The sequence below is a fragment of the Pseudoalteromonas sp. NJ631 genome, from assembly GCF_000276645.1.
Taxonomy (GTDB): domain Bacteria; phylum Pseudomonadota; class Gammaproteobacteria; order Enterobacterales; family Alteromonadaceae; genus Pseudoalteromonas; species Pseudoalteromonas piscicida.
In genome coordinates this window covers 57,473-81,502 of record NZ_AKXJ01000013.1, presented here as the reverse complement: position 1 = coordinate 81,502, position 24,030 = coordinate 57,473, and the positions used below count along the sequence as shown (strand labels likewise).

Here is a 24,030-nt window from a genome sequence, read left to right as displayed (position 1 = left end):
CGCTATACATACTTCTAGATAAACTACTTTGCCAGTGGCAAAGTCAGAGTGAACTTAGCGCCGCCAAGTTCGGAGAACCCAACATGGCAACTGCCGCGATGCCAAGTGGCGATTTTACGCACGATAGCCAACCCAAGGCCATAACCACCGTTATCTTTGCTGCGACTTTCATCTAAGCGTGAGAAGGGAATAAAAACCGACTCCCACTGAGATTTAGGAATTCCATCACCGTCATCCTCAATATGGATATAGGCATTGCTTTTGTCACACTCAATATTAATCGCTATGGTTGAGCGACCATATTTATCAGCGTTTTGTACAATATTTTGCAAAGCCCGAGAAAGATAATGTAGGTTGCCAGAGATGATGACTGTATTACTCATTTTCTTGAACGTTATTTTTTTAACGGTAAGCTTATTGAGTTTGCTTATCTGATCGCTGACAAGTTCACAAAGGTCAATTGGCGTTATCTCAAGTTTCTCTACTTCAAATTCAAGCCGTGCGTAAGCTAGCATTTCATCAATCATTGCCTCCATTTCGACCACATCGTCCGCCATATCACTTGCTTGCTCACGACTTTGCTCCGGCAGCATAGCTAAAGCAAATTTAAGTCGAGCAAGTGGAGTGCGCAGGTCGTGAGAAACCGCATTAACGAGTAGTTTTTGGTTTTCAATGAGCCTTGCAACTTGAGATGCTAAGTCGCGGATCTGCTCGGTTAAATTTGAAATGGCAGAAAATCGGGAATGTCGGGTCGCTTTAGGTAGTTGACCTTGAGTGAGGTTTTCGGTGATATATCTCAGTTGCAATAAATCAAGCCACAAGGGTCTTATCCACAGCATCAGTAAAAACGCGAGCACGGCATAAGAAAGCAACTTGATGATCCATTGTTTGTTGGCGGCAGAAGCCGCCGGTGCTAATGGCCCTAATTGCAGCAGCAACGTTGAATCAGGTACTTTGAAAGTCAGCCAAGCGCGGCCTTCATCGTCAAAACTCGTTAAAATCCCCCCTTGAACTAAAGTGCTGGCTTGCTCAGGCAGCCAAGCGACATCATCCATGTTGAGTATTTTGAGCGTTTCTGACTCTTGGGGTAGCTGGTCTGAGGAAATCGTGGATTTCAGTGTGTTGGCAACTGCTTTTGCATGTCGCAACTCATCGGGCGCGGAGTGCACCCAATGAGACCAAATGGCTTCGCTCACTTGGTTGATGACGACAATACTGGTAAACACAGCCAAATAGAGGCTGAGTAATAGTTTTAGCACAAATACACTAGCCCCAAGCAGACTTAGAGCAGAGGTAGCCCTTACCCCACACGGTAATAAGCCTCGCGGGTTGCTCTAGATTGTCGCCAAGCTTTTTACGCAAACGGCTAATACGTACGTCAACGCTTCTATCTAATCCGTCATATTCGCGGCCAACAACATGTTTATAGATATAGTCTCGACTCAGCGTTTCGCCCGCATGGCCTGCCAATGTCTTTAGCAAATCAAATTCATAGCTTGTGAGCTCAACCTCATCTCCAGCCAAATAGACCTTACGGTCCGATTTATCTATTTGTAATTCGCCTAAGGTAATGGAATCAGACTGAACTTCATCATTTTGTGTACGTCTTAATAGCGCATTCAAACGGGCAAGTAGTACGTATGGCTCAACAGGCTTGATAATGTAATCATCAGCACCGATTTCAAGCCCTTTTACATGGTCGAAGTCGCTGTCTTTGGCGGTAAGAAATAAAACCGGCCCTTTAAACTCACCGCGCGCAGCTTTGCAAATAGAAAAACCATCAAGTCCCGGTAGCATAATATCTAAAATGAGAATGTCAGGTTTTTCTGCTTCAATCGCTTTAATGGCGTTAATACCATTGTGTAATTGAACGACTTCAAAGCCATTATGGATTAAGAACTTTGCGGTTAACTCCGCTAGTTTTACATCATCTTCGACAAGTAATACCTTGGCCATTAAAACACACTCCAATCGCTTCTGAGTTTGCGTCTATATTGTTGGTTGACGCTTGTGTGTACTTCAATATTTTGTTTTGCAACAACGTTATTTTTAGCATCTTTTAGGGTAAAGAGCATGGACTTTGAGAGTTGGATAATTTGTGTTGATTTTGCCTCCTTGGCCTGCTCCCAGCATTGTAATTTTTGTTTTTCCTGAAATAAACATAGGTTCATTTTAGAGGGCGATTGCCAAGCAATTTTTGCCGTCATTTCGCAGCGTTGCCCTGCTTGTTTCACCATACAGGTAATCGGTTTTATTTCTAAATTAATGCCATTGTTGGGTTTGGTTAAAGCTCTACTTGGTGCGCTGAAAATTATAATTATGATTAAGTACAACCTAAAATTCATATTTTCCCCCGACAAAAACCGTCGCGGTATAGCTATCCTCGACTATCGGGCTATCTGTCATTGTGCTATCAAGTTGCTGATATTTGGCGTTAAATTTAAAGGTCCAAGACTCGCTTACGGGATAAGAATAAGCAAAGCTAACATAAGGTTGGAAGCTTGAACTGCCTTTATACCATAGCTCACTATTCGGTGTATCCGCTTTGTCTATGCCGTAGTAATAGTCCACCAGTTGTCGACTTTTCCATTTTAGCCCCGCTTTAATAAACACATAAGTGTTAGGTGAACTATCGAATCTAAAACGATAGCTGACTCCAACATCAGCATTGTAACCTTGATAAGTGTTGGTGATATCGGTGAGCCATGATGCGCTGATTTTTACGCTATCACTCATTATCCAGTGGGCTAAAACGCCGCCATCTATGGCCCATTTTCTCGACTCGATATCATCCAAAGAAATTGCGGTTTGCTCTGCGGCAAATTCACCGCCAGGCAGCTCATTGCTGGCATCAAACCCCATTTTTTGCACGAATATATTACTTGGGTGAAATTTCTCGAAATAGGCCTGCTCGGTATTAAATGTGCCGATCAAGCTAAGATCAAATTTATCAGTGTAGTGAAAGGTATAGCCCAAAGTCCCATTATCGAGAAAGAGGTGTTCACCGTAATAACTAATATAGGGCACAACAACCAAGGGAATATTTTCACCGTCATGGAGTGGGTTGGAGATCACACCGCCGCCAAGGGCAATGCCAAATCGCCATTCATCGACTGGCGTACACTCGCTGTCATTGGCGTCACATGGCACCGCCGTGGCATTTACCTGAGTGGTAATCAGCAAGGTTAAGGCCATTAATAACTTATTCAACTTGGAACTCCAGTTCTGAATTTGGGCTTTGCACTGGCTTTTTAGAGGTGTCAATCAAAGCGCATTATTACTACCAGTGTAATTTACCAGTCGCTGTACAAATTACCAGAAAGGGTAACATTAAATAACAAAACAAGTAGCGAAGATAACAGAAATTTTAGTGTGAAAGTTTAGGCTTACGTTGGCACTTAACTTACAAGGAAACATATCATGAGATGCAAAATTTGGCTCAGTCTTCCGCTTGCCGCTAGCCTTTGCGCATGTGGTGGTAGTAACGACAATGATGAAGATAAATTACCAGAACTTAACGCACTTAATAATAGCTCTGCGCCTTTGAAGTCAGCTTCATCAGCTCAGTTTAGTCAGTTTATCAAAAACGGTATTTTCGTTGCCAGCGGTGGATTGAATAATGGCGATGATTTGGAAAACCCATCAGCAACCACAGATAATGCACCTTACTCAGGCACCAATCAACTGGTTGAAGGGGTATCAGAAAGTGACCGGATTAAATTCGATGGCCGTTACTTATTTATCGGCGGCTCGACCAGCGTTGCATATGCGGATACTGACAGCAAAACCTTCGTTAGGATCTTAGATACAGAAGCTACGGATGTCCCTACACAAGTTAATGAATTAGCGGTATCAGATTCAGAGTTTGCAAGCCAAAATCTTTACCTTAAAAACAATCAACTCATCAGCGTATTAATGGACTATGAGTATGATTTTGCTGATGATATGTCATCGCAAGAGGTGCAATCTGAGATCAATTATCAAGGCGTGATTGAGCTTGCCTTTAGTAACGTATCCCTACCCGCACAGGCTGAGGTCGAAAAACGCTTTCAAATTGATGGTTCACTAGTTGGCAGTAGACTAATCGGTGACAAACTCTATGTTATCGCCGACCACACTTTACGCTACAGTGGTTTTAATAGCGCTGACAAAGTAGCAAGCTACAATCGCTTAATGGACACTAACATTAACGATTTATTACCCCAATTTAGAAATTTAAAGCAAGGAAGTGTAGCGCCACTGGTTACCGCAGATGGCTGTTATTTGCCAGCAGATGCTACCGCGCAAGATGGATATAATGGCTTAACAACAGTGACTGAGATTGACATTCGTAATCCTGATGAGGTGAAAACAACTTGCGTCAGTACGCGCACCTTTGGCTTTTATATGTCTGCAACAGCAGTGTATCTTTACAATTACTCCTTTAATGACAGTGATGGTGATGTCAACACATCAATCTGGGATCCATCAGGCATAGTATTACATAAGTTATTGTTAACGGATGAAGGGGTGACATACCAAGCAACTGGTGAGGTGGAAGGTCAACTTGCTCGTGTCAGCGATACGATGGCTGCGACTCGATTTGATGAAAAAGATGGCGTTCTGCGCGTAGTAACGAGTCAGTATGATACAGATATCGGTAATAGTCATAAGTTGTATATGCTCAAACCACAAGGGAATGAACTCAACACCGTGGCGACGCTACCAAATAGCCAAAATCCAACTCCTATTGGCAAAATTAATCCGGATACGGGGCTTGTGGATGAAGATATTTATGCGGTTAGATATTTTAACGATACTGCCTATATCGTGACCTTTAGACAAATAGACCCTCTCTACGTTCTGGATTTATCTGACACATCACAGCCTAAAATTGCGGGAAGTTTAGAGATCCCCGGTTTCTCTTCTTATCTGCACCCTGTTGGTGACGGTTTGCTTCTTGGGGTAGGTCAGCACCTTGGAGACCCTGATGGAAACGTGCTGCCTGGCACCAAAGTGAGCTTGTTTGATGTGGCAGATCCTGCTGAACCCAAGCTATTAAAAGATCATACGTTTGTAGGGGGATTTACACCGCTGGAATATGATTATCGCGCTTTGGCCATGCTAAAAGACAATGCCTCAGTAACCCGGTTCACTTTGCCGATTGTTTACTGGAATACAGAGCAAGTGAATGAAAGTAGTTATAACTGGTATAGCCAAAACGATCTCGCCGCATTTGAAATTATCCACGGTGTGGACTCAACGCTCACTTATCGCGGGAGTAGCCGTGCCGAGCTAGCAACGCCCATAGCGAGTGATAAAGCACTCGGGTATACCGAAGCAGATAGAGGGCTTATTCAGTCTGATAAACTGCTTTATATCCATGGTAACTACGTGTGGCAGAGCAATTGGCAAACGCCTGCTGACAACAGCGGACCACATTAACCTAACTCCCTTTGAATAGTAGGTTGTTGTACATTGTTTCGTTGCCAAGCGGTGAACTGTAGCACTGCTTACCACAGCTTCAGAGTTAACGTTACTTTTGCTGAGTCTGTATCAGCGAAACAGTGATTTTGGCCCCGCCCAGCGCGGGGCTTTTTTGAATTACAATAGTACCGCCAAAACGAGTGACTATACGCTGCACAAAGGCCAAGCCAATACCATACCCTGATTGCGATTGAGAATCGTCGCGATAAAACGGTAGTAGCACTTTGTCTCGAACCTCGTTACTTATACCTATCCCGTCGTCTTCAATGATAAGCTTAACCTTGTCATTATCGACTCGGGTTTCTAGTGATATTTTACCGTTGGCATATTTTATCGCGTTAGATAATAAGTTATTGATTAGCATGCGTAAGTACTGACCATCACCAATGACCCAGCAAGGTTTTGACGAAAGTTTTAGTGTTAAGTCATGATGGTGGGCGTTATTGGCTAACTGGTGAGCCATCGCATTCAAGTCAACAGGCTGAAGTTCCACGTCTTCAAGGCGGTGCTGCAATCTTGCGTAATCTAAAATAGCATCAATCACTTGCTCCATTTCATCAAGGTTTTGGTTGATCCTATTTTCGTACTGTGCCCGCAGCTCATCATCATGAGTTTCAGCCAGTGTATCTAACCCCATTCTCACCCTTGCAAGAGGCGTACGTAATTCATGAGAAAGTCCGCTGCTTAATAGCTTCATGTCAGTCATTAACCCGGCTATTTGTCGTGCCATTTGATTAAATGCTTGCTCAATATCCTTTAAGTACCATACCGTACCGACTTGCACGCGGGCGTTGAGTTCGCCCTTACCCAGCTGATGTGCGGCATTTTTGAGCTTTAACAGCCTAGCAATAAATGGGGTTAAAAAGGCGACGACAACAACGATAACGATAGCGTAAAATAACAAGGTCATGAGCAGGCCATATTTAGTCTGCAATTGCTTCTGCATTGTCAAAACATAGACATTTTCTTGGCTTGTAAGTATGCAAGCGCTTACTGATGATTCGCTTTCGAGGTAAATAAACCGCTGCTGAGAGAGTTTGCGGCTTAAGCTCACAGGAAGTGGATAGTCGGCTCTTGGTACAAGTTGAGCGGTTAGTGTTTGGTGCAGTGGGATCGCAATAATTTGTGATTCTGGTATGTTGTCTTTAGCCATTGTGGCAATAATTGGTGCGGTTGTGCTCAGTGGATCGTAGTGGGCTTCATTATTCTCTGAGGATGAGGCGATAAGCGAGTCAAATATCAGCCCTGTGATAACGCTTGCGAGCGTTAAGATGGTAAGCAAAGCAAACACGAAGCGCCACATTACCATACTTCCTTCGCCAACTGATATCCTTTACCCCATACTGTCTTTATTCTAAATGGGTTTTGGCCATCATCACCAAGCTTCTTTCTCAGTCGCGAAACACGCAAATCTATAGAGCGGTCAAACCCATCATAATCAAATCCTCTGAGTGCTTTAGTAAGCTCATCTCGGGTAACAATTTTTCCGGCTTTACTGGCAAGTACCCAAAGCGCATCAAACTCATTGCTGGATAAGTTAACGGGCTGCCCTGCAAGAGTAACGCTTCTGTCTTCTTTATTGATATAGAGATCGCCAAACTCAAGTGTTTGTTTGGGAACGGTATCTTGAGGATGATGGCGCCTTAATAGCGCTTTTATGCGAGTTTCTAATAACCTGCCTCTTACTGGCTTTTTGAGATAGTCGTCAGCACCCATCTCTAAGCCGATAATTTCATCAATTTCCTCATCCCTTGCTGTTAGCATTAATATTGGGATGCTTAGCGACTGACGAAGTTGCTTGCAGACTTCAAAGCCATCTAAACTTGGCAGCATGCCATCTAAAATCACCAAATTGGGAGGAGAGGCTAAAACGTGCTCCAGCCCGTCTTGACCATCATGATATAGCCGCACTGAAAATCCCTTGGTAGAGAGGTAATCACTCAGCCACTGGGCTAATTCTTTATCGTCTTCTATTAGGACTAACTCGGCTACCACAACTACTCCTAGAAAAGTCGCCAACGCACGGCGTTACTTTTTTGTTGTTTAAACACCCAAGCATATTGCAGCGCATAGCTTGCGAGAATATCCTTGTGATCTTCTAGGGTAATGAGCAAATCTTTCTCAACTAAAATCTCGCCTTGCCAACTTGCGGTTTTTTGCTGCTGCCAACAAACCAGCTCTTTTTCATCGGCATGGAGACAAAAGTTACCGGCCACAGAGGTTTGCCAGGTCACTGAGAGGTCGATAAAACATTGCTGACCTTGTTCGAGCGCAACACATTGCCCTGGTTTTACGGTCCATACGGGGACGTTAATTTCTTCTTTCGCTTGAGTTTGCATTGCCAGTAGGGCTAAGCCAAATAGTCGTTTTTTCATATTTAGCTCCTCAAAAAACGTAGCTAAGTGACAAGCCAATGCTTTCACCATGCTCAATTCTATCGTTAAAACTGACAATTGCTTTGGTGATAGGACTATCCATAATACCTGATGCATATTTGGTGTAGCTGACGTGGCCATCGACTATCCAATTTTCTGTTAAAGCGCGTGAAAACCCGAGCTTTACCCCAAGATTAGCCCCGCCTTTGGCATCGTAATCTTTAAATGGAGCACCACCGTAGTAATAATCTAACATGGCCGAGTTTCGGTATTGTGCACCGACTGCGCTATAAAAGTGCCAGTTTTTGTATTGCCAAGGTTTAGAGATCCATAATGAAGCGTATCTACCATCTGAATAATCTGAGTTAATCACTTTTGGTGCAACAATAGTTCTAATTTGTAAGCCAAATACATTCCCTGTAGCTCTTACCCCAAGATAAGACGAAGTGTTTAGCTCATAGCGAGTACCGCCAAAACGGTAATTTATTCGCCCATGAGCGGTTGAAAGTAGGGCATCAAATTCCCAATTTTCTGTTTTATAAAACTGATAACCGAGTGCAAGTGCTGGATCAAACTTCTCAGCGCGGCCTGGAAACTCGACAAATAGACCATTACTAAAATAGTAGGCACCATGTACAGTGGGCGAAAGCGAGGTCTCGGCATTATTGTAAATATCGCTGTTGTAATTTATCCCGTAACCAATGGCCAAATAGCCGTGACCTTCTTTTTTTGCGTCAGTGCTTTTGGCCTGCGCTGCACTTGCGGCCATAAGCACGGCTGCAATCAATAAATGTGTTTTCATAGCAATTTCTATTAGTTATTAATTTGCTAGTTACTGTAGTGAGTGTAAGCGAGTATAGCTGTATCGACTTTCTGCAAGTTGTATCGAATTGTATCCAGCTTGTTCTGGCTTTCCATAATGGTCTGACATTATGCATGAAAATAAAGGAAGTCGTTACTGTTTGATACATTTTGAAAAAGTCAGAGACAGCATGGCATGCATACCTTAGTTATTGTTTTATCACTTAAACTAAACGAGGTATTTCTCATGAGAACACTAAAACTGGTCACATTATTGTGTGGTGGACTGTCGTTATTTGGCTGTAATGATAGTCAGCCGACGTCGAATGATAACCCGAACCCTGTCTCTCCTCCCGTAGCCGAAGTTGATTTTCAAGCGATGCTCGAACAAAGTGTTGCAGTCGGTATTCCAGGTATTGTGCTCTATATTGACTCGCCTACGCTTCAATTTTATGGTGCTGCAGGGTTAGCAGATAAAGAAAACACGATACCCATGACCACGGACGCTAGGATCCCAAATGGCAGTGCGGGGAAAAAAGTAACAGCGCTCTTAATGGCGATGTTGCATGAACAACAGTTATTAGATCTAGATGCACCGATAAGTGATTATTTGTCTGACGAACTTTTACAACAGATAGAAAACAGTGACGAAATGTATGTTCGGCAGTTACTGAATCATACGGCTGGATTATATGATTATCTCAATGATGCTAACGGTGAATTTTTTGCTGCAGTATTACAGCAGCCAGACTTAATAAAAACGGACAGCTTTGCACTGCAGTTTGCCCTTAATCAAGACGCCAATTTCAAACCCGGAGCTGCGTGGAAATATTCTAATACCGGGTATTTATTGGCGGGTCTAATTATGGATAAAGTTTTGGGGGAGCATCACTCAAAGGCGATGCGTGAGTATATCTTTGAACCATTTGGCTTAAGTAGTATGAGTTATGGAGGGATCGAAAAGGCGTTTGGTGAAATTGCATCAGGGTACTTTGTTGATGATGAGGGCAATGAAATTAATACGCAGCCTTACTATGCCAATATCGGTGTGGCTGATGCACCGATTGTATCGACGGCTAAGGATCTTGGTGACTTATTTAAAATCATGATAACGAGCCCAGATATTCCCGCGAAGGTGCGTGAGCAATTGCTAGGGGACTCTGTATGGGTGGATACTGATGTCACCGGACAGCAATACAGCATGGGTATCTTTAGTGAGCACGTCGGAAATGAACCTGTTTATCATCATAACGGTGCTGAGATTGGGTACGCGACGTTAAATTGGTATCTGCCGTCAAAAAACATGGTTATGAGTGCAATTATTAATTGCCAAGGCTACAACCAATGCAATACAGAGATTGACAAAATCTCAGATAAATTACGCGATACACTTTTTGGTTTGTAAAGATAAGGGGCTACTTAGTGGTAGCCCCTCAAGTCAATGCAGAAGTCTAAAACTGGTATTTCGCCCCAATAAATGCAAAACGTCCTACACCCGAGCCATAGGCACTATCAAAGTTACCAGTGCCGCCGACGATAAACGGACCTTTTTCATCAAATAGGTTATTCACACCGCCATAAACAGAGAGAGTGCTGTTATCGCCTAGCTCCATACTGTAGTTTACCGTTAAGCTATGAGTCGTTACTGATGGCAGTGCACCTTGCCATAGGGGCTCTGGATTGGCTATACAGGTTGTTTCGCCTGTTGCACAGCGTTCATTATTCTTCTCGATAGCAGCTTGCCAGTCTTCATATCTCGAACGGCTGGCTTCCACTGCACCTTTATATTTTGTGCTAAAGCGTACACGCCAGTCATTCTTATACCAAGTTAGTGAAATAGCGCCTTTGTCTTCAAATATATCGGTGTTGAGGTAGCCTTCATAAAGGTCTTCGTATTGCCCATCAGGACCCGTACTGGTGATTGAGTATTCGATCACGTGTGTCCAATCGGCTTTCACCTTCAAGCTACCATAATCGCTAGCGTCATACACATATTCTAGTGCGATATCGTAACCTTTAGTACGGATCTCATCCGTGTTGATGACACGTTGATTGACTTCATAAATCTGCCCTTCTTCATCGCGTTTAATATCACGACAAAACTCGTTACTGTCACCGAATTCCATAGACGAAGCGTAACAGAACTTAATGATGTCTTCGTTAGCAAGTGAGCTTACCGCATCATCAATTTGAATATCGTAGTAATCTAGCGCAATTCTAAAATCCGGTGCAAAGGAAGGCGCTAAAGATAAACCAAAGGTGATGGTATCTGCGGTTTCCTCAAACAGCTCGCTATTTCCTGAGTTGGGTGAGTAGCCGTTATTTTCGTCTTCAAAAGTACCTTCAGCGGCGATAGCGGCTTGTATTCCCGCATCTTTACGGCAATTGTCGTGGCCTGCATCTGTTGACGTCGCGGTAACACCATCACAGATATCATCAAAGCTATCATAGTCGCCACGAGGTGGTGACATAAGTTCGGTGATTGTCGGTGCTCTCATGGCTCGAGCCCAGTTTGCACGAATGGAATAACCTTCGATTGGCTCATAAATAAAGCCAGCCTTGTAACTTTGGATTAATCCCGTATTTGCCCAGCTGTAATCTGCAATACGAGCAGAGACCTCGGCGCTAAGCGATTTTGCCATTGGTGCGTCTTTTAATAGCGGTAACGATAATTCCCCGAAGATTTCACGAACACTTACATCGCCTTCAAATGTTGGCACATAGTTAAACGTTACGCCACCATTTGGCACGTTGGTCGATACGCTCTGTGTATCTTTTCTGTATTCAAAACCAAAAGCTGAAGCAACGGCGCCTGCCGGGAGTTCAAATAAATCACCAGTAACAAATCCAGATACCGTTACCTGATCAATATCCGTTGTAATGGAAGGATTGGCGCGAATATAGTCTGCCGCTTCAGATGTGATTGAACCTTCACCGAATAAATTAATTGGTACACAGCCTTGGCTACGTGCTTGCTCATCTTTACACTGAATCGTACCATCAGCAAGGCGCTCAGCATTTAGCGCTTGTTTAACTCGAGCAACGTAAATTTCGTTACTGCGGGTTTGTTCTTGCTTAAATTTGCCGTAGCCAACAGAAACATCCCACTCCCAGTCATCCCAAATATAACCGCGTAGACCACCCCATGTTCTGATTGTTGTTCTTTCATTGCTGTTGACGATATTACCAACTTCAGAAAACAGCCTATCCCATTTTACGCCTTTTGAGCTTGCCTCAGCTCGAATTGCTTCTGGCATATATGGATTATCATAAGGGATACGGCCCATGCAGTCGGAGCCAAATTGATTACTGTTTGGGTCATAGGTCACAATCGCATCGCACTCATCCTCACTTTCTGGCGATTTAACATTCCGCGAGGTATTACGGCTATATTGCAGTTGGAAGTATGCTTCTATAGCAGAATCAAATTCGTACTCTGTTTTAACTGCCGCTGAGAGATCTTTGTCAGGCACCTTTAACATTGTAAATTGGTTGAAATCGATACCGTGAAGTTCTTCTTGCCAATCGTCACGTAAGGTGGTGCCGTCGTACCAAAAGCCGGAGTTAGGTTTGGCACTGCTTGATTCATCAAATACACCACCGGGAATTGAGTCGCTTAAACTTGTCCACTGTGATTTATCAATATCTCTCATGCAGTGATAGGCACTTTTTGTATCAGGGTCGTAGTTGGCAGTGAGCATCACGTTGCACATACGGTCGGTATCGTAGTCCCAGCTATCTTGCTGCTGAGCACGCTTTCTATCCCAGTAGCTTAGTCCCTTTTCTTCGTCGTAAGTGGCACTGACAAATAAGTAGCCTCTACCATTATCGTAAGTCGTACCGTAATCAGCATTTACCGTATATTCACGAGCGCCGCCTTCGGTACTTTCACCACCTCGAGCACTAAATGTAGCCCCTTCTTGATCTTGCTGAGTAATGATGTTCACAACACCTGCAACTGCATCGGAGCCATAAGCCGCTGACGCACCACCGGTAATGATTTCAACTCGCTCAACCATACCTTTGGGGATGGTTGATAGGCTTACATAGTTGCCTGAATAACTGTTAGAAACTACTCGTCTACCATCAATCAAAGTTAGCGTCCTACTGACACCGAGTTCGCGTAAGTCGATAGTTGAAAGCCCGGTATTTTGAACACTGCTTTGCGAGTTACCATTGCCTGTGCCTTCACTGACCTGAGGCATTTCTTCAAAAAGAATATCTGAAAGCGAACCGAAGCCTGCATCATTGAGAGACTCAGCCCCCATAGTGGCGATAGGAGTAGGTACCGAAAAGCTATCACGCTTGATACGAGAACCGGTGATTACGATTTTTTCTAGTGCTTTATCTTCACCTTGCGTTTTAACTACCGAACTACTTTGTTCAACTTGTTGGCGGTCGATTTGTTGCTCTTCTGCAGTTGCTGTATTGCTACATGCGAGCGCAATAGACAGGGCGAGTAATTTAATATTATTGTTAGGTGACACGGGAGTCCCTCTTTTAATTTCTGATTGTTGTTTATTTATTAGATAGTTAGGGCTTGTTGAAAGAAGTACATACCTCATTGTTTTGACTAAGCAAAAAAGCACTGCACCTCATTTTAGCCATTGTGACTGTCACTATGATTCATGCAACGAATTGGACATCTATTCTTTGACGTTTTTAACTCTATTTAATATCTATTATAAAATAAGTATACAATTCAATTTGTTAGGTCTTATTTCTTGAGGTGTTGCATTGTTGCCATGATGTTTGTCGCGTTACTTTTGTCTTTTGGTCGCTAATTTAGGTATGATTTACAACGTATTTACTCATGGTTATAAAAATGCAGCACAGTGCGACTTATCAGTTATTAGATGTCAATATTGATCCGGTTGGGCATATTTTGTCCAGTGCCGGGCAGGAGTGTTGTGTCCAGCCTAAATTTATCGAAGTGTTGACAGTATTGGCGCTTGCTTACCCAAGCGTGGTTACTCGAGAAGAAATCATTGAGCAGGTTTGGGGGGGGAACCTATTTGTTGGAGAGAAAGCGCTAACTAATGCAATTTGGCATCTTCGCAAAACTTTTAAAACCCTACTTGCAGGCAACGAAGAAGAAAGCAGCACCGCTGATTTTGAGGTGATCGAAACCATAAGAAAGTCTGGATATAGACTAAAAATACAGCCAACCTTCATCGATATCCAGGCTACTCCCAGTAAGCCTGACGAGCAAAATTTACCTTTCAAGCTCAAAGTGGCAGGGGTGGTAACCACATTATTCATTCTACTGAGTGTTTTTATATACTTCTTAGTTGAACAGTCAAGCCATCAACTCGAAAGTGTGACGGATTACCCTGGACGTGAGCTTTTTCCTAGTGTTTCCCCGAATGAGCAGTACCTAGCGTTTGCTTGGCGAAAGTTTGGCAGTCATGCAGGACTATATTTAAAAAATCTAAAACGTCCTGATGAACCTCTTGAAGTATTAGTCGATGGCCCTGGAAATGTCTCTGTATCTGTGTGGGGGCGAGACAATCGTACGCTCTTTTATATAGAGAAGCGCTCAGAAGCATGTACGATTAAGTCACTGGATATAGTGACCAAAACACAATCAGATATAGCTAGCTGTATTGCAGATACTACCACTACCTTAAGCTATTCAGCTGAAAAAAACCTCCTTGGATTTATCGCAAAGCAAAGCCCTATGGATCCTCCAAAAGTAACCTTGCTAAATTTAAACGATAAAACAGCGACAGAGTTAGGCTGTGAGCTAGATTGTGACGGGAGTGGGCTTGAAAGTATTGCGCTTTCTCCCGATGCCAAGCAAATCGCGATTAGTCGCAACTTGCCGAACGGACTTGAAAATCTCTATTTGAAAAATCTGGATACCGGGAAGGAAGTTAAAATATTAAGTGGACATGATGATCTGCGAGGCGTGAGTTGGCATCCCAATGATGATTATTTGGTTGTATCGATGATTGAACATGGCGCACGTCGCGCGTATAAACTTTCACTTGAAGGTAAAGTATTGGGGACATTGCCGTTTGATGGGTTAAGTTACCCAAGTTTTAGTCAATCAGGGCGTTTATATTTTCATGACTGGAACATTAATACTTCTATTATGAAACTTGACCTAAACGCGCAGGTCACCAGTTCACCCTTTCCATTACTACAATCACAAACTAGCTTTCGTTATCCCAGTTATTCACCTGTGTCGGAGCGTTTACTCTTTGTGTCTAACCAATCAGGGTTTGATGAAGTTTGGGTGTCTAATTTGGAAGGTGATCAACGAATACAACTGACAGAGCTTGGGTTACAAGCAATGCACCCTACATGGTCACCTGATGGCACTAAAGTGATTTTTACCACAAAGTCACATCAAGGAAGCCAACTTCAACTTTTGGATATGGCCACTAAACAAGTAACGCAACTAAAAACTGGGCTAAAGTATCACGGTAAACCCAGTTGGTCCCAAGACGGTAGCTCAATTTATATTTCTGATGACAATAATGTATTTCGCATTTTTCTTGATTCAAAAAGCGCTCCAGTGAAGTTAACTACTGGCACCACCGCACTTGAACATGAAGGGATGTTGTACGTATATAAAAGCGAGACACAAGAAATGTGGCGTATCGATCTGGCAACTGGGGTCAACACGCTGTTATTTGAAAATGCACACTTGGCTTCGAGCGCAAGCTGGTCAGTGTCCGATGCGGGACTTTACTATTTGTATGTTCGTCGTGGAGACTTCCGCATTAGTTATTTTGACTTTGCCAGTAAAGCGCATAAAGATATTATCCGAGTTCCAGAACGTAGCTTTAGCCGAAGTCGCGGGCTTGTATATATAGCAGAAAAACAGTGGCTGCTATTTACCGGTTACGAAATCCCACAAGTAGATATAAAACGAATCGAAATGTAGTCATGAGTCACAATTACTCGACTATCATAACCACAGGTTTGGATAAGAAATTAGCTATTAGCTATCCCAAGCTCAGGTTATATAACAAACTCAAGGCAATTAGCCCTTAGATGAAGGATTTAAACAATGATTGAAGTTGGACAAAAATTACCACAAGCCGAGTTGAGCGAACTTACCGCTGACGGCATGGTTAATCACGAAGTAACGGCGTTGTTCGCTGGTAAGAAAGTAGTGCTTTTTGCGGTTCCTGGTGCCTTTACACCAACTTGCTCAGCATCTCATTTACCCAGTTTTGTCGTGAATGCAGATAAACTTGCTCAAAAAGGTGTTGATATCATCGCATGTGTATCGGTAAACGATGCTTTTGTAATGAAAGCTTGGGGTGATGCACAAAACGCAGAAACAATTATGATGCTTGGAGACGGTGATGCGAGCTTTACCAAAGCGCTAGGACTTGAAATGGATACCGGTTCATTTGGCGGTGTACGTTCGCAGCGTTACGCTATGATTATTAAAGATGGCATCGTGACAACACTCAATGTAGAACAACCTAAGCAATTTGAAGTCAGTAAAGCTGAAGTTATTTTAGATGCTCTATGACTGTAAAACTAAATGATCTGAAGTTCGGGTAAATAATACCAGTTCGCTTTATATGGCCTAAAAGTGCTCTTGTCTGAGCGAATTGGTATGAAAAAGAACGACTATTTATATTAAGTCACTGATAAGAGGTGATAAGTATGCACTCTGGTTGGGCTGAATGCCTATTCGCTTTTATAAGGCTGTATGGGGTTAATTTATTTACTGAAATTTTTACGGCAATGTCAGAGGTCAATATGTGATGGTAAAATCAGCCCATGATTTTGACGAGTGTGGCTACGTTATAAAACACAGTTTTATAACGTCTGGCGAACTTAACAAAATAAAGCAAGTCGTTTTAGCGTTTCATCATGCGTGGCGGGCTGACAATAATGACTTTTATCAAAACAGAGCAGTAAATTCTGCCTACCTTACTGCATCAAAGTACTTAGGCGAACAGCAAAGGCTTGTCCTTTTTCAATTCATTGCCTCTACTTCTCTGGTGTCTCTAGCCGCATCCATATTCTCGGGTGAGTTTAGGTTTATGAATACTCAGCTATTTTTTAACCCAGTGAACATCACTCAACTCAATTACTGGCACCGAGATCCGCAATACCATTTAACCATCGAAGAGCAAAAACAAGCGTTGTTGTTGGGGCCTGAAGTGTTTCATTTTCGGTTAGCACTGGAAGATGAGCCCGGAATAGAATTGATACCGGGTACCCACAAGCGTTGGGACACCGTTCAAGAGTTAAATGTGAGGTTAGAGCAATCAGGGCATCATAATCATGAAAGTCTGTCAGAAGGTAAAACTATTCCACTGAAAGCGGGTGATCTTCTCGCTTTCTCAGCCAATATGATACATCGCGGTATTTATGGCAAAAATAGGTTGGCACTTGATATATTATTTTGTGAGAGTGACCCCAAACTCACTCAGTATATTAATCAAGAGTGTTTACCTGAGAGAGAAATGCTGACGTTACTTGACGCAACACATGTTTTTCACCATTAAGTAGTTTATTTCGAGGTAAGTAAAGCTCAACACGATTAGCTCCTGTTGAGCTTAAAATATGAATTAATTAGATTCTATAAGTCGCATTCGCAGGATTGGAAAAGGCTTTCCCATATCGTCAGTTGGTGAGCGTTCATATACCTTAAAACCTTTTGCTTCATAAAAGCCGACGGCTTCTGGGTTTTGCTCATTGACATCAACAAACTGCACATTTTGTGTTTCAAGTGCAAAGTTAAGCAGCTCAGTTCCGACACCTTGTCCTCTGCTTTTCGCGAGTACAAACAACATCTCGATTTTTTGGTCATTTACACCAATAAAACCGACAATATACGCGTCGCTATTTTTTACGCAGTGCAGCGTAACGTTTGGAAACGCCTGTTCAATAATAATAGGTTTAAAATAAGCGATATCCGCCTCAGTGATAAAATCATGAGTGGCTCGCACAGAGTCTTCCCAAACAGCCAGTAATTCCTGGTAATCGCTTGGTGTAACTGGACTTATCATCATTTTTCCTTTTGCCTAATAAAACAGTCCAAATGGGGTAAAACGATAAACAAAAGGAAGATTAGCCAGCCGGACGAGCATAACATACCCGATGCATTAAAGGTACAACGGGTATTGCGGTAAATTACTTGTATGTGGTTGTATAGATTGTGCGTCCTTAACTATTCATCTAGTTGAAAAAATGCAACTTGATCGGTAAGTAGTTTGGCTTGATTTTCCATATTTCTACCTGAACGAGATGTTGTTTCAACAAGAGTAACGTTCTGCTGAGTAATATTATCCATTTGCGCGATGGTGGTGGAAACCGCAGCTATCCCTTCAGCTTGCTCTTTCCCCGCGTTATCTATGTCTGCCACCATTTTGCTCACCTCGGCAATTGATTGCATTAGCTCATCGAAAGTCGTGCCAGACTCGTATACAAGCTTGCTACCTTGCGCCACTGCATCAACGCTATTTTTGATCAGTGCTTTGATTTCACGTGCCGCTGATGCACTACGTTGAGCAAGGTTTCTCACCTCTCCGGCAACCACGGCAAATCCGCGTCCAGCCTCACCAGCCCGCGCTGCTTCAACAGAAGCATTGAGGGCTAAGAGGTTGGTTTGGAAAGCGATTTCGTCAATGACGCTGATAATGTCAGAGATTTTCGTGCTGTAAGATTCGATTTTACCTACTGCGGTAATGGCATCATCAATCGATGCTTTACCTGAGTGTGCTTTTTCTCTAACAATAGTCGCTTTCTCTGCGGCATTGCTCGCGCTACTCGCATTCTTTTTAACCGTAGCGGTAAGCTCTTCCATAGTGGCGGCGGTTTCTTCTAAGCTCGCCGCTTGATTTTCAATGCGGCTATTGAGTTCTTCGTTGTTATTCGCTATTTGTTTAGCCACATCAAACACTTGCTCTGCACCGCTGTTTATGGTGTTAACTAAGTCGCTTAATTTATCGAATAGTCCGTTCATCGCTTGTTGCAGCACCGAGAACTCGCCACCTATGTGGTGGGTGATCCTATGTCTTAAATCACCTTGTTCCATTGCCAAGATAGCACCTTTAATATGTTCAACCGCTTGTTTTTGTTCTGTGATATCCGTTGCATATTTAACGACTTTAAAGGGACGGCCTTGTTGATCGAGGATAGGGTTATAAGACGCTTGGATCCATACCTCTCGACCTTGTTTTGCCAATCTTAAGTATTGCCCTGAGTCGAACTCACCTCGATTGAGTTTTTGCCAAAATTGCTGGTATTCAGAACTAGTGGCTTGTTCGTGTGTAGCAAAAATACGGTGATGTTTACCTTTGATTTCGTCAAGTGAGTACCCCATCGTATCTAGGAATGACTCATTGGCCCATAAAATAGTACCGTCCATTGCAAACTCAATGACGGCTTGTGATTTACGAATGGCTTGAAGCTGACCATCAGAATCAGCAGCAATGGCCTTTTGCTCGGTAATGTCCGTTGCGAACTTAACAACTTTTATCGGCTTGCCTTGCTCGTCTAAAATTGGGTTGTAGGTGGCACTAATCCAGATTGCTTTGCCACCTTTCCCTAAACGGTGAAACTCTCCGGATTCAAATTGGCCCTGTTTTAAACGCTGCCAGAATGTTTTGTATTCACTGCTTTGCGCGTAAAAGCTGTCGACGAACATGCTGTGATGCTTGCCAATGATTTCTTCTTTCTTGTAGCCCATGACAGACAGAAAGTTTTCATTTGCTTTTAAAATATTACCTTGCAAATCAAACTCGATAACGGCTTGCGAGCGGTTGATGGCTTTGAGTTGTCCGGCAAAGTCGAAAGACGCCAGTTTTGCTTGAGTAATATCCGAGGCATATTTGACGATTTTGCCTAACTGGCCATTTTCGTCATAGATGGGAGTATAGGTTGCTTGGATCCACAGAGTGTTTCCTGATTTGGTTAGGCGTTTAAACTCACCTGATTGATGCTTACCTTGTCGTAAAGCATGCCAAAAGTCTTGATATTCGCTGCTCTCAGCGTCTTCTTGTGCCACAAATAGTCGATGGTGTTGGCCTTGTATTTCACTTAATGTGTAACCAACCGCATTTAAAAATAGCGTGTTTGCAGTCTTTATGTTGCCGTAAGGGTCAAACTCAATAACGGCTTGAGTTTGTTTGATGGCATCAACTTGCCCTTGAAAATCAGCAGCTTTTGATTTTTGTGCGGTGATATCTGAGGCATATTTTACGACTTTAATGGGCCTATTCTGTTCGTCAAAAATAGGATTGTAAGTGGCTTGGATCCATATCGTTTTGCCTGATTTTGTTTGCCTTGCGAATTCACCTTCAAAAAATTCGCCATTGTTTAGGCGTTGCCAAAATGCTTGATACTCCTCACTGGCTGCGTAGTCATCCTTAACAAACAGACTGTGATGCTTGCCTTGTATTTCCTCTAAGCTGTAACCCATAACGGACAAAAAGTTGTCATTCGCGCTCAGCACTTTACCGTGCATGTCGAATTCGATAATCGCAAAGGACGCTGATAAAGCTTGTAAATTTGCACTCATGTTGGCAATGGTTGTGAGGTAATCACTGATGTCAGTCGCAATAACTAAAATTCTGCCTTCTTGAGTACGTGATAGCTCCAGTAACAACTTCTTCGGTTTGTGGTCATTTGCAGTATTGAGAGAGAGCGCTATCTTTACATGTGCTTGGTGCTCAAGTTGAGCGAGCCCACGCTTAAGTGCGGCGGCATCGGTTGAGGTGTGACATATAAAAGCGAGAGATTTCAACTCGTGGGTAACTGGGTATCCGAGTAAGCGGGTAAAGGCCGGACTAACTTGACAAATATCTGTTTGATAATCGACTTCCAAGTAAGGGGTTTTTGCCTTAAAGAGTTGAAATAACGCTGTATCTTGTCCATCTTGCTTTTTTGCTTTTCCCAAGCCAAACGTGATCATATATAAGCCACCTGTAGCGGTAAATTTTAACAATATTAACTATAGTAAAGTTGCTTAGGTCCGCCACAAAATAGCCGCAAAACAAACATATAATTGTGCGACTTAAAGCAAATTACCATCACGGATAATAAGGGTATAGCCGTAACTCAAATGTCTTGGTAAAATCTTCGCCAATTTTTATAAAAACGAGCATTAAGATGGGCAGAGCATTTGAAGTCCGCAAAAACGCCATGGCAAAAACGGCGGCGGCAAAAACAAAAGTAAACTCAAAATACGGAAAAGAGATTTACGTTGTTGCTAAAAATGGCGGCGCAGATCCTGAAACGAACTTGTCACTACGTCGTTTAATCGACAAGGCAAAGAAAGATCAAGTTCCTGCACACGTTATTGATAAAGCAATCGAAAAAGCGGCAGGCGGTGCAGGTGAAGATTACACGCCAGCGCGTTATGAGGGTTACGGTCCAGGTAACAGCATGATCATCGTTGACTGTTTAACAGACAACATGAACCGTACTATCAAAGATGTTCGCTTACCGTTTACCAAAACTGGTTCAAACTTAGGTAACCCAGGTTGTGTGGCGCATATGTTTGACCACTTTGCAATCTTAGGATTTGCAGGTGATGACGACGAGTCAGTTTTGGAAGCGCTAATGATGGCTGATGTTGATGTTACTGACGTAGAAGTTGAAGACGGCCAAGTTTCTGTTTTCGCACCTCACACTGAATACTTCAAGGCGAAAACAGCACTGACAGAAGCGTTTGAGGGGATCACGTTTGAGGTAGACGAAATCACTTGGGTGCCGCAAACTCACGTAGAAATCGAAGATCCAGAAGCAATCGAGACATTCGAAAAGCTAATCAATATGCTTGAAGATGTGGATGACGTACAAAACGTTTACCATAATGCGATTGTCAAAAGATAAGTTGCTTATCGATATAGCGCACAAATAGTTAAGGCCGACATCGTTCGGCCTTTTTATTGTCTATGCCTTGGGTGTAGCAACATTAGTTTTTATCATGGCAATAGGAAACAATAATAGTAGCGTTTGCGAGCCAATATAGATGACCCAATTAACGTGCCTTGCAATAGGAAAGTAGCCATCCCCTTGGTTTGCGAACAGCCAAAATTGACCGATAATAGCATCCGCTAGCATTGCTAGAATAAAGCCGCTGGCAACTGCGTAGTTGGTTTTTTCGTTGAGTTTAAGGTTTTGAATCATAAGCCAAAAACCAAAAACACCGAGCAAGGTCACTAATAAGCTATAACTTGCGCTCAACAGCAGGGAGTATTGGCTTATCGTGGGTAGGTACATCATTTGATAGCTAAGCGACGATAACGCAATAGACACCACAACCAATACGGTCGCGGTTGCTAATGTTAATGCAAATTCTCGCCTTAAAAACCGAATAAGCAGTCCGAGTAAAAGCCCATAACCAAAGGCAAAAAACCAAATAGAGTCGATCAAGTAGTCATGCTTTATGGTTTGATCTTGACGATGATAAAGCTCAAAGAGATTGAAGTTGACGATATCTCCGCCAGTACATAAGAGCAGTGCTATCCAACAGAGTTTTATGTCTTTGTGTAAAGTACTGGGACTAGTAGCCAAGCTGGTTTTACGAACATGCCACCCTAATCGCAACACAAGAAGTAGTGAGACTGATGGTAAAACCCATTGAAATAAGGCTTGGTGACTTTGCCAAAGTAGGCTGCTGCCAAGCAAAGACGTCACGGTCGCAATGCCAAGCAAAAGCAATGTGATAGGTTTATAGTGGACGGTTTGCAGTATATTATTCACAGTCATTCCTTGTTGGCAATTATGGCAAGCTGTTTAGAGGCTCGTTTTTTCACCTTATGCAAAGTGTAATAATTATCTGCGTAATTGCCTCTTGCTGTATCAATTTACAGTACAATCATTTACAGTATTTGTCTTGCAGATCTATTACATTGCTACTTTTTATAAGGGTAACTCGTTCATGTCTAATCTTAAACTCAATATAGCGCTTTCATGCTCAGTTCTTGCATTGGCTTTTTCTGGGTTTAATGTCATTCAAACCAAATTAGCAACCTCTCCTGTGGCAATGCACGTGTATCAGAGTCCTACTCAACAGCCTCACTATAATGCAACTCAGTATACGCAGAGCACTCAGATTTCAACTGACGAGTCTGAACAAGTTGCTAAGTTAATGGCTCGGATCAATAAACTTGAAACGAGGTTACAGGCATTGTCGATGGAAAAGTCTGATTTACTTTCTGAGCAAGCGCCGGATGAGTTTGAGTCTTTAATCTTCTCCTTGATAGAAAAGCGTGAGCAGCAGAAAATTGACGAGATGAAAGCAGAAAACCCCATTTATGGCTTTTATGAAGACTTACCCGAAGACTACGAAATGCGGATTAAAACTGATCCTGAGTACGCAAGTCAAATCAGCAACGATTTAAAACAGAAAATTCTAAATAACAGTTTGCCGGCGGCAGAACGTTTAGCTGCAATGAGTCAGCTGCAAATGAACATGTTTATGCTAAATCGCAATGAATTAGAGCAATATGATTATCAAGCTGTAGAATCTATCCTCAATATGACGCATAACATGAGTGATGAAAAGTTGAGGCTACAGGCGCTTGAGCTTGTGTCGCGTACACCTATCGTTGATGAGCGTTTGTCACAGTCGTTTGTGAAAATGTTAGAGCAAGAGCCTAATGATTACGTGAAAAGTCTCGCAGCAGAAGGATTGATGTCACAGTACTTCCAGTCAGGTGCCGATCCAAAGCAGCAACAAAGGATCGCACAAGATTTGCTGTCTCTCTATGAAAATGCATCGGACCCTAAGGTTAAAGCCATCCTCAAAAACTTGATGGGCGATGAGCGTATGCTGGAAGAGCTAAAACGCCAGTCTAATGGTTGATGTACATGGAGTTAAAACTTGGAAAATAAGCAGTTAGATATCGAATATCGAGTAATCAAGGAACATATCAATGAGTTTCCGACCCCCATCACGTTTAAACAAGGCGCCAGATTGAACGTTGGTGAAGAATATGAAGGCGAAGAGGGGTGGGACAATTGGTTTTTCTGTGAAACTGAGGAGCAAGTGTCTGGTTGGGTACCTGCTCAAGTGTTTCGCTTAGTCAATCCCAAACAAGGTGTTGCATTAATGGACTATACCGCTCAGGAACTATCGGTAGTTCAAGGTGAACACTTATTGGGGCATAACCAACTCAATGGTTGGGTGTGGTGCTCAAGTAAAAAGTTAGAGCTGCAAGGTTGGGTACCGCTTCGTAATCTAACACAAATCTAGCGTGTGTTGCTTTTTAGCAACACTCCTCTCTTTTCTCTACTACTTTTTTAAAATACTTGTGTTTTTTGTCAGTTTTCCGCTCACTCTGTCACTTTTATAGCAATTACTTCAAGATGGATGTGAGCTTTAATTTATTGATTTTTAATTGTTTTTATTTGTTTTCTGGTTTCTTAGAAAATATAAGAAAAAATTTTCGATATTTTT

Annotated in this window: 20 protein-coding genes; 8 read left to right on the top strand and 12 right to left on the bottom strand. The window is 42.6% G+C overall.

The window, feature by feature from the left end:
- Window positions 1-23: 23 nt before the first annotated feature.
- The 4 genes from A587_RS0118395 to A587_RS0118380 are packed head-to-tail and all read right to left on the bottom strand — an operon-like array spanning window position 24 to window position 3,210.
- Window positions 24-1,259: an ATP-binding protein gene (locus A587_RS0118395; protein ID WP_017218774.1), complete on the bottom strand. Its 1,236-nt coding sequence runs from the start codon at window positions 1,257-1,259 to the stop codon at window positions 24-26.
- A gap of 7 nt (window positions 1,260-1,266) precedes the next feature.
- On the bottom strand, window positions 1,267-1,956 hold the full coding sequence (locus A587_RS0118390) for a response regulator (protein WP_010375648.1): 690 nt from the start codon (window positions 1,954-1,956) through the stop codon (window positions 1,267-1,269).
- A complete protein-coding gene (locus A587_RS0118385; RefSeq protein WP_010375649.1) occupies window positions 1,956-2,345 on the bottom strand; it encodes a DUF3019 domain-containing protein in 390 nt (129 codons plus the stop codon). The genes A587_RS0118390 and A587_RS0118385 overlap by 1 nt, the downstream gene beginning before the upstream one ends.
- Window positions 2,335-3,210, bottom strand: a complete 876-nt coding sequence (locus A587_RS0118380) for a MipA/OmpV family protein (protein WP_232288091.1) — start codon at window positions 3,208-3,210, stop codon at window positions 2,335-2,337. Before A587_RS0118380 ends, A587_RS0118385 begins: the two co-directional genes overlap by 11 nt.
- A gap of 210 nt (window positions 3,211-3,420) precedes the next feature.
- Here A587_RS0118380 and A587_RS0118375 point away from each other — a divergent pair, with 210 nt between their 5' ends.
- The gene (locus tag A587_RS0118375; protein WP_017218772.1) at window positions 3,421-5,424 is read left to right on the top strand and encodes a beta-propeller domain-containing protein; all 2,004 of its coding nucleotides are present in this window, start codon (window positions 3,421-3,423) and stop codon (window positions 5,422-5,424) included.
- A gap of 91 nt (window positions 5,425-5,515) precedes the next feature.
- On the opposite strand, the gene A587_RS0118370 is transcribed toward A587_RS0118375, so the two are convergent.
- Genes A587_RS0118370 through A587_RS0118355 form a run of 4 tightly spaced genes read right to left on the bottom strand, consistent with a single transcriptional unit; the run spans window position 5,516 to window position 8,643 of the window.
- Window positions 5,516-6,769: a sensor histidine kinase gene (locus tag A587_RS0118370; RefSeq protein ID WP_017218771.1), complete on the bottom strand. Its 1,254-nt coding sequence runs from the start codon at window positions 6,767-6,769 to the stop codon at window positions 5,516-5,518.
- On the bottom strand, window positions 6,769-7,461 hold the full coding sequence (locus A587_RS0118365; protein WP_017218770.1) for a response regulator transcription factor: 693 nt from the start codon (window positions 7,459-7,461) through the stop codon (window positions 6,769-6,771). Before A587_RS0118365 ends, A587_RS0118370 begins: the two co-directional genes overlap by 1 nt.
- An 8-nt stretch (window positions 7,462-7,469) precedes the next feature.
- Window positions 7,470-7,841 carry a DUF3019 domain-containing protein gene (locus tag A587_RS0118360; protein ID WP_017218769.1) on the bottom strand — a complete coding sequence of 124 codons (372 nt, stop codon included), beginning with the start codon at window positions 7,839-7,841 and terminating at the stop codon, window positions 7,470-7,472.
- Between the two features lie 10 nt (window positions 7,842-7,851).
- Window positions 7,852-8,643, bottom strand: coding sequence for a MipA/OmpV family protein (locus A587_RS0118355; protein WP_017218768.1), 792 nt, complete (start codon window positions 8,641-8,643; stop codon window positions 7,852-7,854).
- Between the two features lie 246 nt (window positions 8,644-8,889).
- Here A587_RS0118355 and A587_RS0118350 point away from each other — a divergent pair, with 246 nt between their 5' ends.
- Complete coding sequence (locus tag A587_RS0118350) at window positions 8,890-10,047, top strand: serine hydrolase domain-containing protein (protein ID WP_017218767.1); 1,158 nt, start codon at window positions 8,890-8,892, stop codon at window positions 10,045-10,047.
- A gap of 46 nt (window positions 10,048-10,093) precedes the next feature.
- Here A587_RS0118350 and A587_RS0118345 read toward each other — a convergent pair whose 3' ends face one another.
- Window positions 10,094-13,129: a TonB-dependent receptor domain-containing protein gene (locus A587_RS0118345; protein WP_017218766.1), complete on the bottom strand. Its 3,036-nt coding sequence runs from the start codon at window positions 13,127-13,129 to the stop codon at window positions 10,094-10,096.
- A 338-nt stretch (window positions 13,130-13,467) separates the two neighbouring features.
- Here A587_RS0118345 and A587_RS0118340 point away from each other — a divergent pair, with 338 nt between their 5' ends.
- The 3 genes from A587_RS0118340 (at window position 13,468) to A587_RS0118325 (ending at window position 17,125) form a co-directional block, all read left to right on the top strand.
- Window positions 13,468-15,537, top strand: coding sequence for a winged helix-turn-helix domain-containing protein (locus A587_RS0118340; RefSeq protein ID WP_017218765.1), 2,070 nt, complete (start codon window positions 13,468-13,470; stop codon window positions 15,535-15,537).
- Between the two features lie 126 nt (window positions 15,538-15,663).
- Window positions 15,664-16,137: a peroxiredoxin gene (locus tag A587_RS0118335; RefSeq protein WP_017218764.1), complete on the top strand. Its 474-nt coding sequence runs from the start codon at window positions 15,664-15,666 to the stop codon at window positions 16,135-16,137.
- Between the two features lie 238 nt (window positions 16,138-16,375).
- A complete protein-coding gene (locus A587_RS0118325) occupies window positions 16,376-17,125 on the top strand; it encodes a phytanoyl-CoA dioxygenase family protein (protein ID WP_017218762.1) in 750 nt (249 codons plus the stop codon).
- 63 nt (window positions 17,126-17,188) lie between these two features.
- Here the strand turns inward: A587_RS0118325 and A587_RS0118320 are convergent, their stop codons facing one another.
- Complete coding sequence (locus tag A587_RS0118320) at window positions 17,189-17,629, bottom strand: GNAT family N-acetyltransferase (protein WP_017218761.1); 441 nt, start codon at window positions 17,627-17,629, stop codon at window positions 17,189-17,191.
- Between the two features lie 161 nt (window positions 17,630-17,790).
- Entirely contained in the window at window positions 17,791-20,535 is a 2,745-nt protein-coding gene (locus tag A587_RS0118315; protein WP_017218760.1) for a methyl-accepting chemotaxis protein, read from the bottom strand.
- Between the two features lie 197 nt (window positions 20,536-20,732).
- Here A587_RS0118315 and A587_RS0118310 point away from each other — a divergent pair, with 197 nt between their 5' ends.
- The gene (locus A587_RS0118310) at window positions 20,733-21,458 is read left to right on the top strand and encodes a YebC/PmpR family DNA-binding transcriptional regulator (protein ID WP_010375669.1); all 726 of its coding nucleotides are present in this window, start codon (window positions 20,733-20,735) and stop codon (window positions 21,456-21,458) included.
- A gap of 60 nt (window positions 21,459-21,518) precedes the next feature.
- Here A587_RS0118310 and A587_RS0118305 read toward each other — a convergent pair whose 3' ends face one another.
- On the bottom strand, window positions 21,519-22,337 hold the full coding sequence (locus tag A587_RS0118305; protein WP_232288090.1) for a hypothetical protein: 819 nt from the start codon (window positions 22,335-22,337) through the stop codon (window positions 21,519-21,521).
- A 172-nt stretch (window positions 22,338-22,509) separates the two neighbouring features.
- On the opposite strand from A587_RS0118305, the gene A587_RS0118300 reads away from it, so the two are divergent.
- On the top strand, window positions 22,510-23,436 hold the full coding sequence (locus tag A587_RS0118300) for a hypothetical protein (RefSeq protein WP_017218758.1): 927 nt from the start codon (window positions 22,510-22,512) through the stop codon (window positions 23,434-23,436).
- A gap of 18 nt (window positions 23,437-23,454) precedes the next feature.
- Window positions 23,455-23,826 carry an SH3 domain-containing protein gene (locus A587_RS0118295; RefSeq protein WP_017218757.1) on the top strand — a complete coding sequence of 124 codons (372 nt, stop codon included), beginning with the start codon at window positions 23,455-23,457 and terminating at the stop codon, window positions 23,824-23,826.
- Window positions 23,827-24,030 lie beyond the last annotated feature (204 nt).

What these genes read in the sequence shown, in the direction of transcription:
- A587_RS0118315 (WP_017218760.1), bottom strand. Translation starts at nt 20,535, where the DNA reads ATGATCACGTTTGGCTTGGGAAAAGCAAAAAAGCAAGATGGACAAGAT.
- A587_RS0118360 (WP_017218769.1), bottom strand. Translation starts at nt 7,841, where the DNA reads ATGAAAAAACGACTATTTGGCTTAGCCCTACTGGCAATGCAAACTCAA.
- A587_RS0118300 (WP_017218758.1), top strand. Translation starts at nt 22,510, where the DNA reads ATGTCTAATCTTAAACTCAATATAGCGCTTTCATGCTCAGTTCTTGCA.
- A587_RS0118310 (WP_010375669.1), top strand. Translation starts at nt 20,733, where the DNA reads ATGGGCAGAGCATTTGAAGTCCGCAAAAACGCCATGGCAAAAACGGCG.
- A587_RS0118350 (WP_017218767.1), top strand. Translation starts at nt 8,890, where the DNA reads ATGAGAACACTAAAACTGGTCACATTATTGTGTGGTGGACTGTCGTTA.
- A587_RS0118305 (WP_232288090.1), bottom strand. Translation starts at nt 22,337, where the DNA reads ATGACTGTGAATAATATACTGCAAACCGTCCACTATAAACCTATCACA.
- A587_RS0118370 (WP_017218771.1), bottom strand. Translation starts at nt 6,769, where the DNA reads ATGTGGCGCTTCGTGTTTGCTTTGCTTACCATCTTAACGCTCGCAAGC.
- A587_RS0118320 (WP_017218761.1), bottom strand. Translation starts at nt 17,629, where the DNA reads ATGATAAGTCCAGTTACACCAAGCGATTACCAGGAATTACTGGCTGTT.
- A587_RS0118335 (WP_017218764.1), top strand. Translation starts at nt 15,664, where the DNA reads ATGATTGAAGTTGGACAAAAATTACCACAAGCCGAGTTGAGCGAACTT.
- A587_RS0118385 (WP_010375649.1), bottom strand. Translation starts at nt 2,345, where the DNA reads ATGAATTTTAGGTTGTACTTAATCATAATTATAATTTTCAGCGCACCA.
- A587_RS0118390 (WP_010375648.1), bottom strand. Translation starts at nt 1,956, where the DNA reads ATGGCCAAGGTATTACTTGTCGAAGATGATGTAAAACTAGCGGAGTTA.
- A587_RS0118375 (WP_017218772.1), top strand. Translation starts at nt 3,421, where the DNA reads ATGAGATGCAAAATTTGGCTCAGTCTTCCGCTTGCCGCTAGCCTTTGC.
- A587_RS0118355 (WP_017218768.1), bottom strand. Translation starts at nt 8,643, where the DNA reads ATGAAAACACATTTATTGATTGCAGCCGTGCTTATGGCCGCAAGTGCA.
- A587_RS0118325 (WP_017218762.1), top strand. Translation starts at nt 16,376, where the DNA reads ATGGTAAAATCAGCCCATGATTTTGACGAGTGTGGCTACGTTATAAAA.
- A587_RS0118340 (WP_017218765.1), top strand. Translation starts at nt 13,468, where the DNA reads ATGCAGCACAGTGCGACTTATCAGTTATTAGATGTCAATATTGATCCG.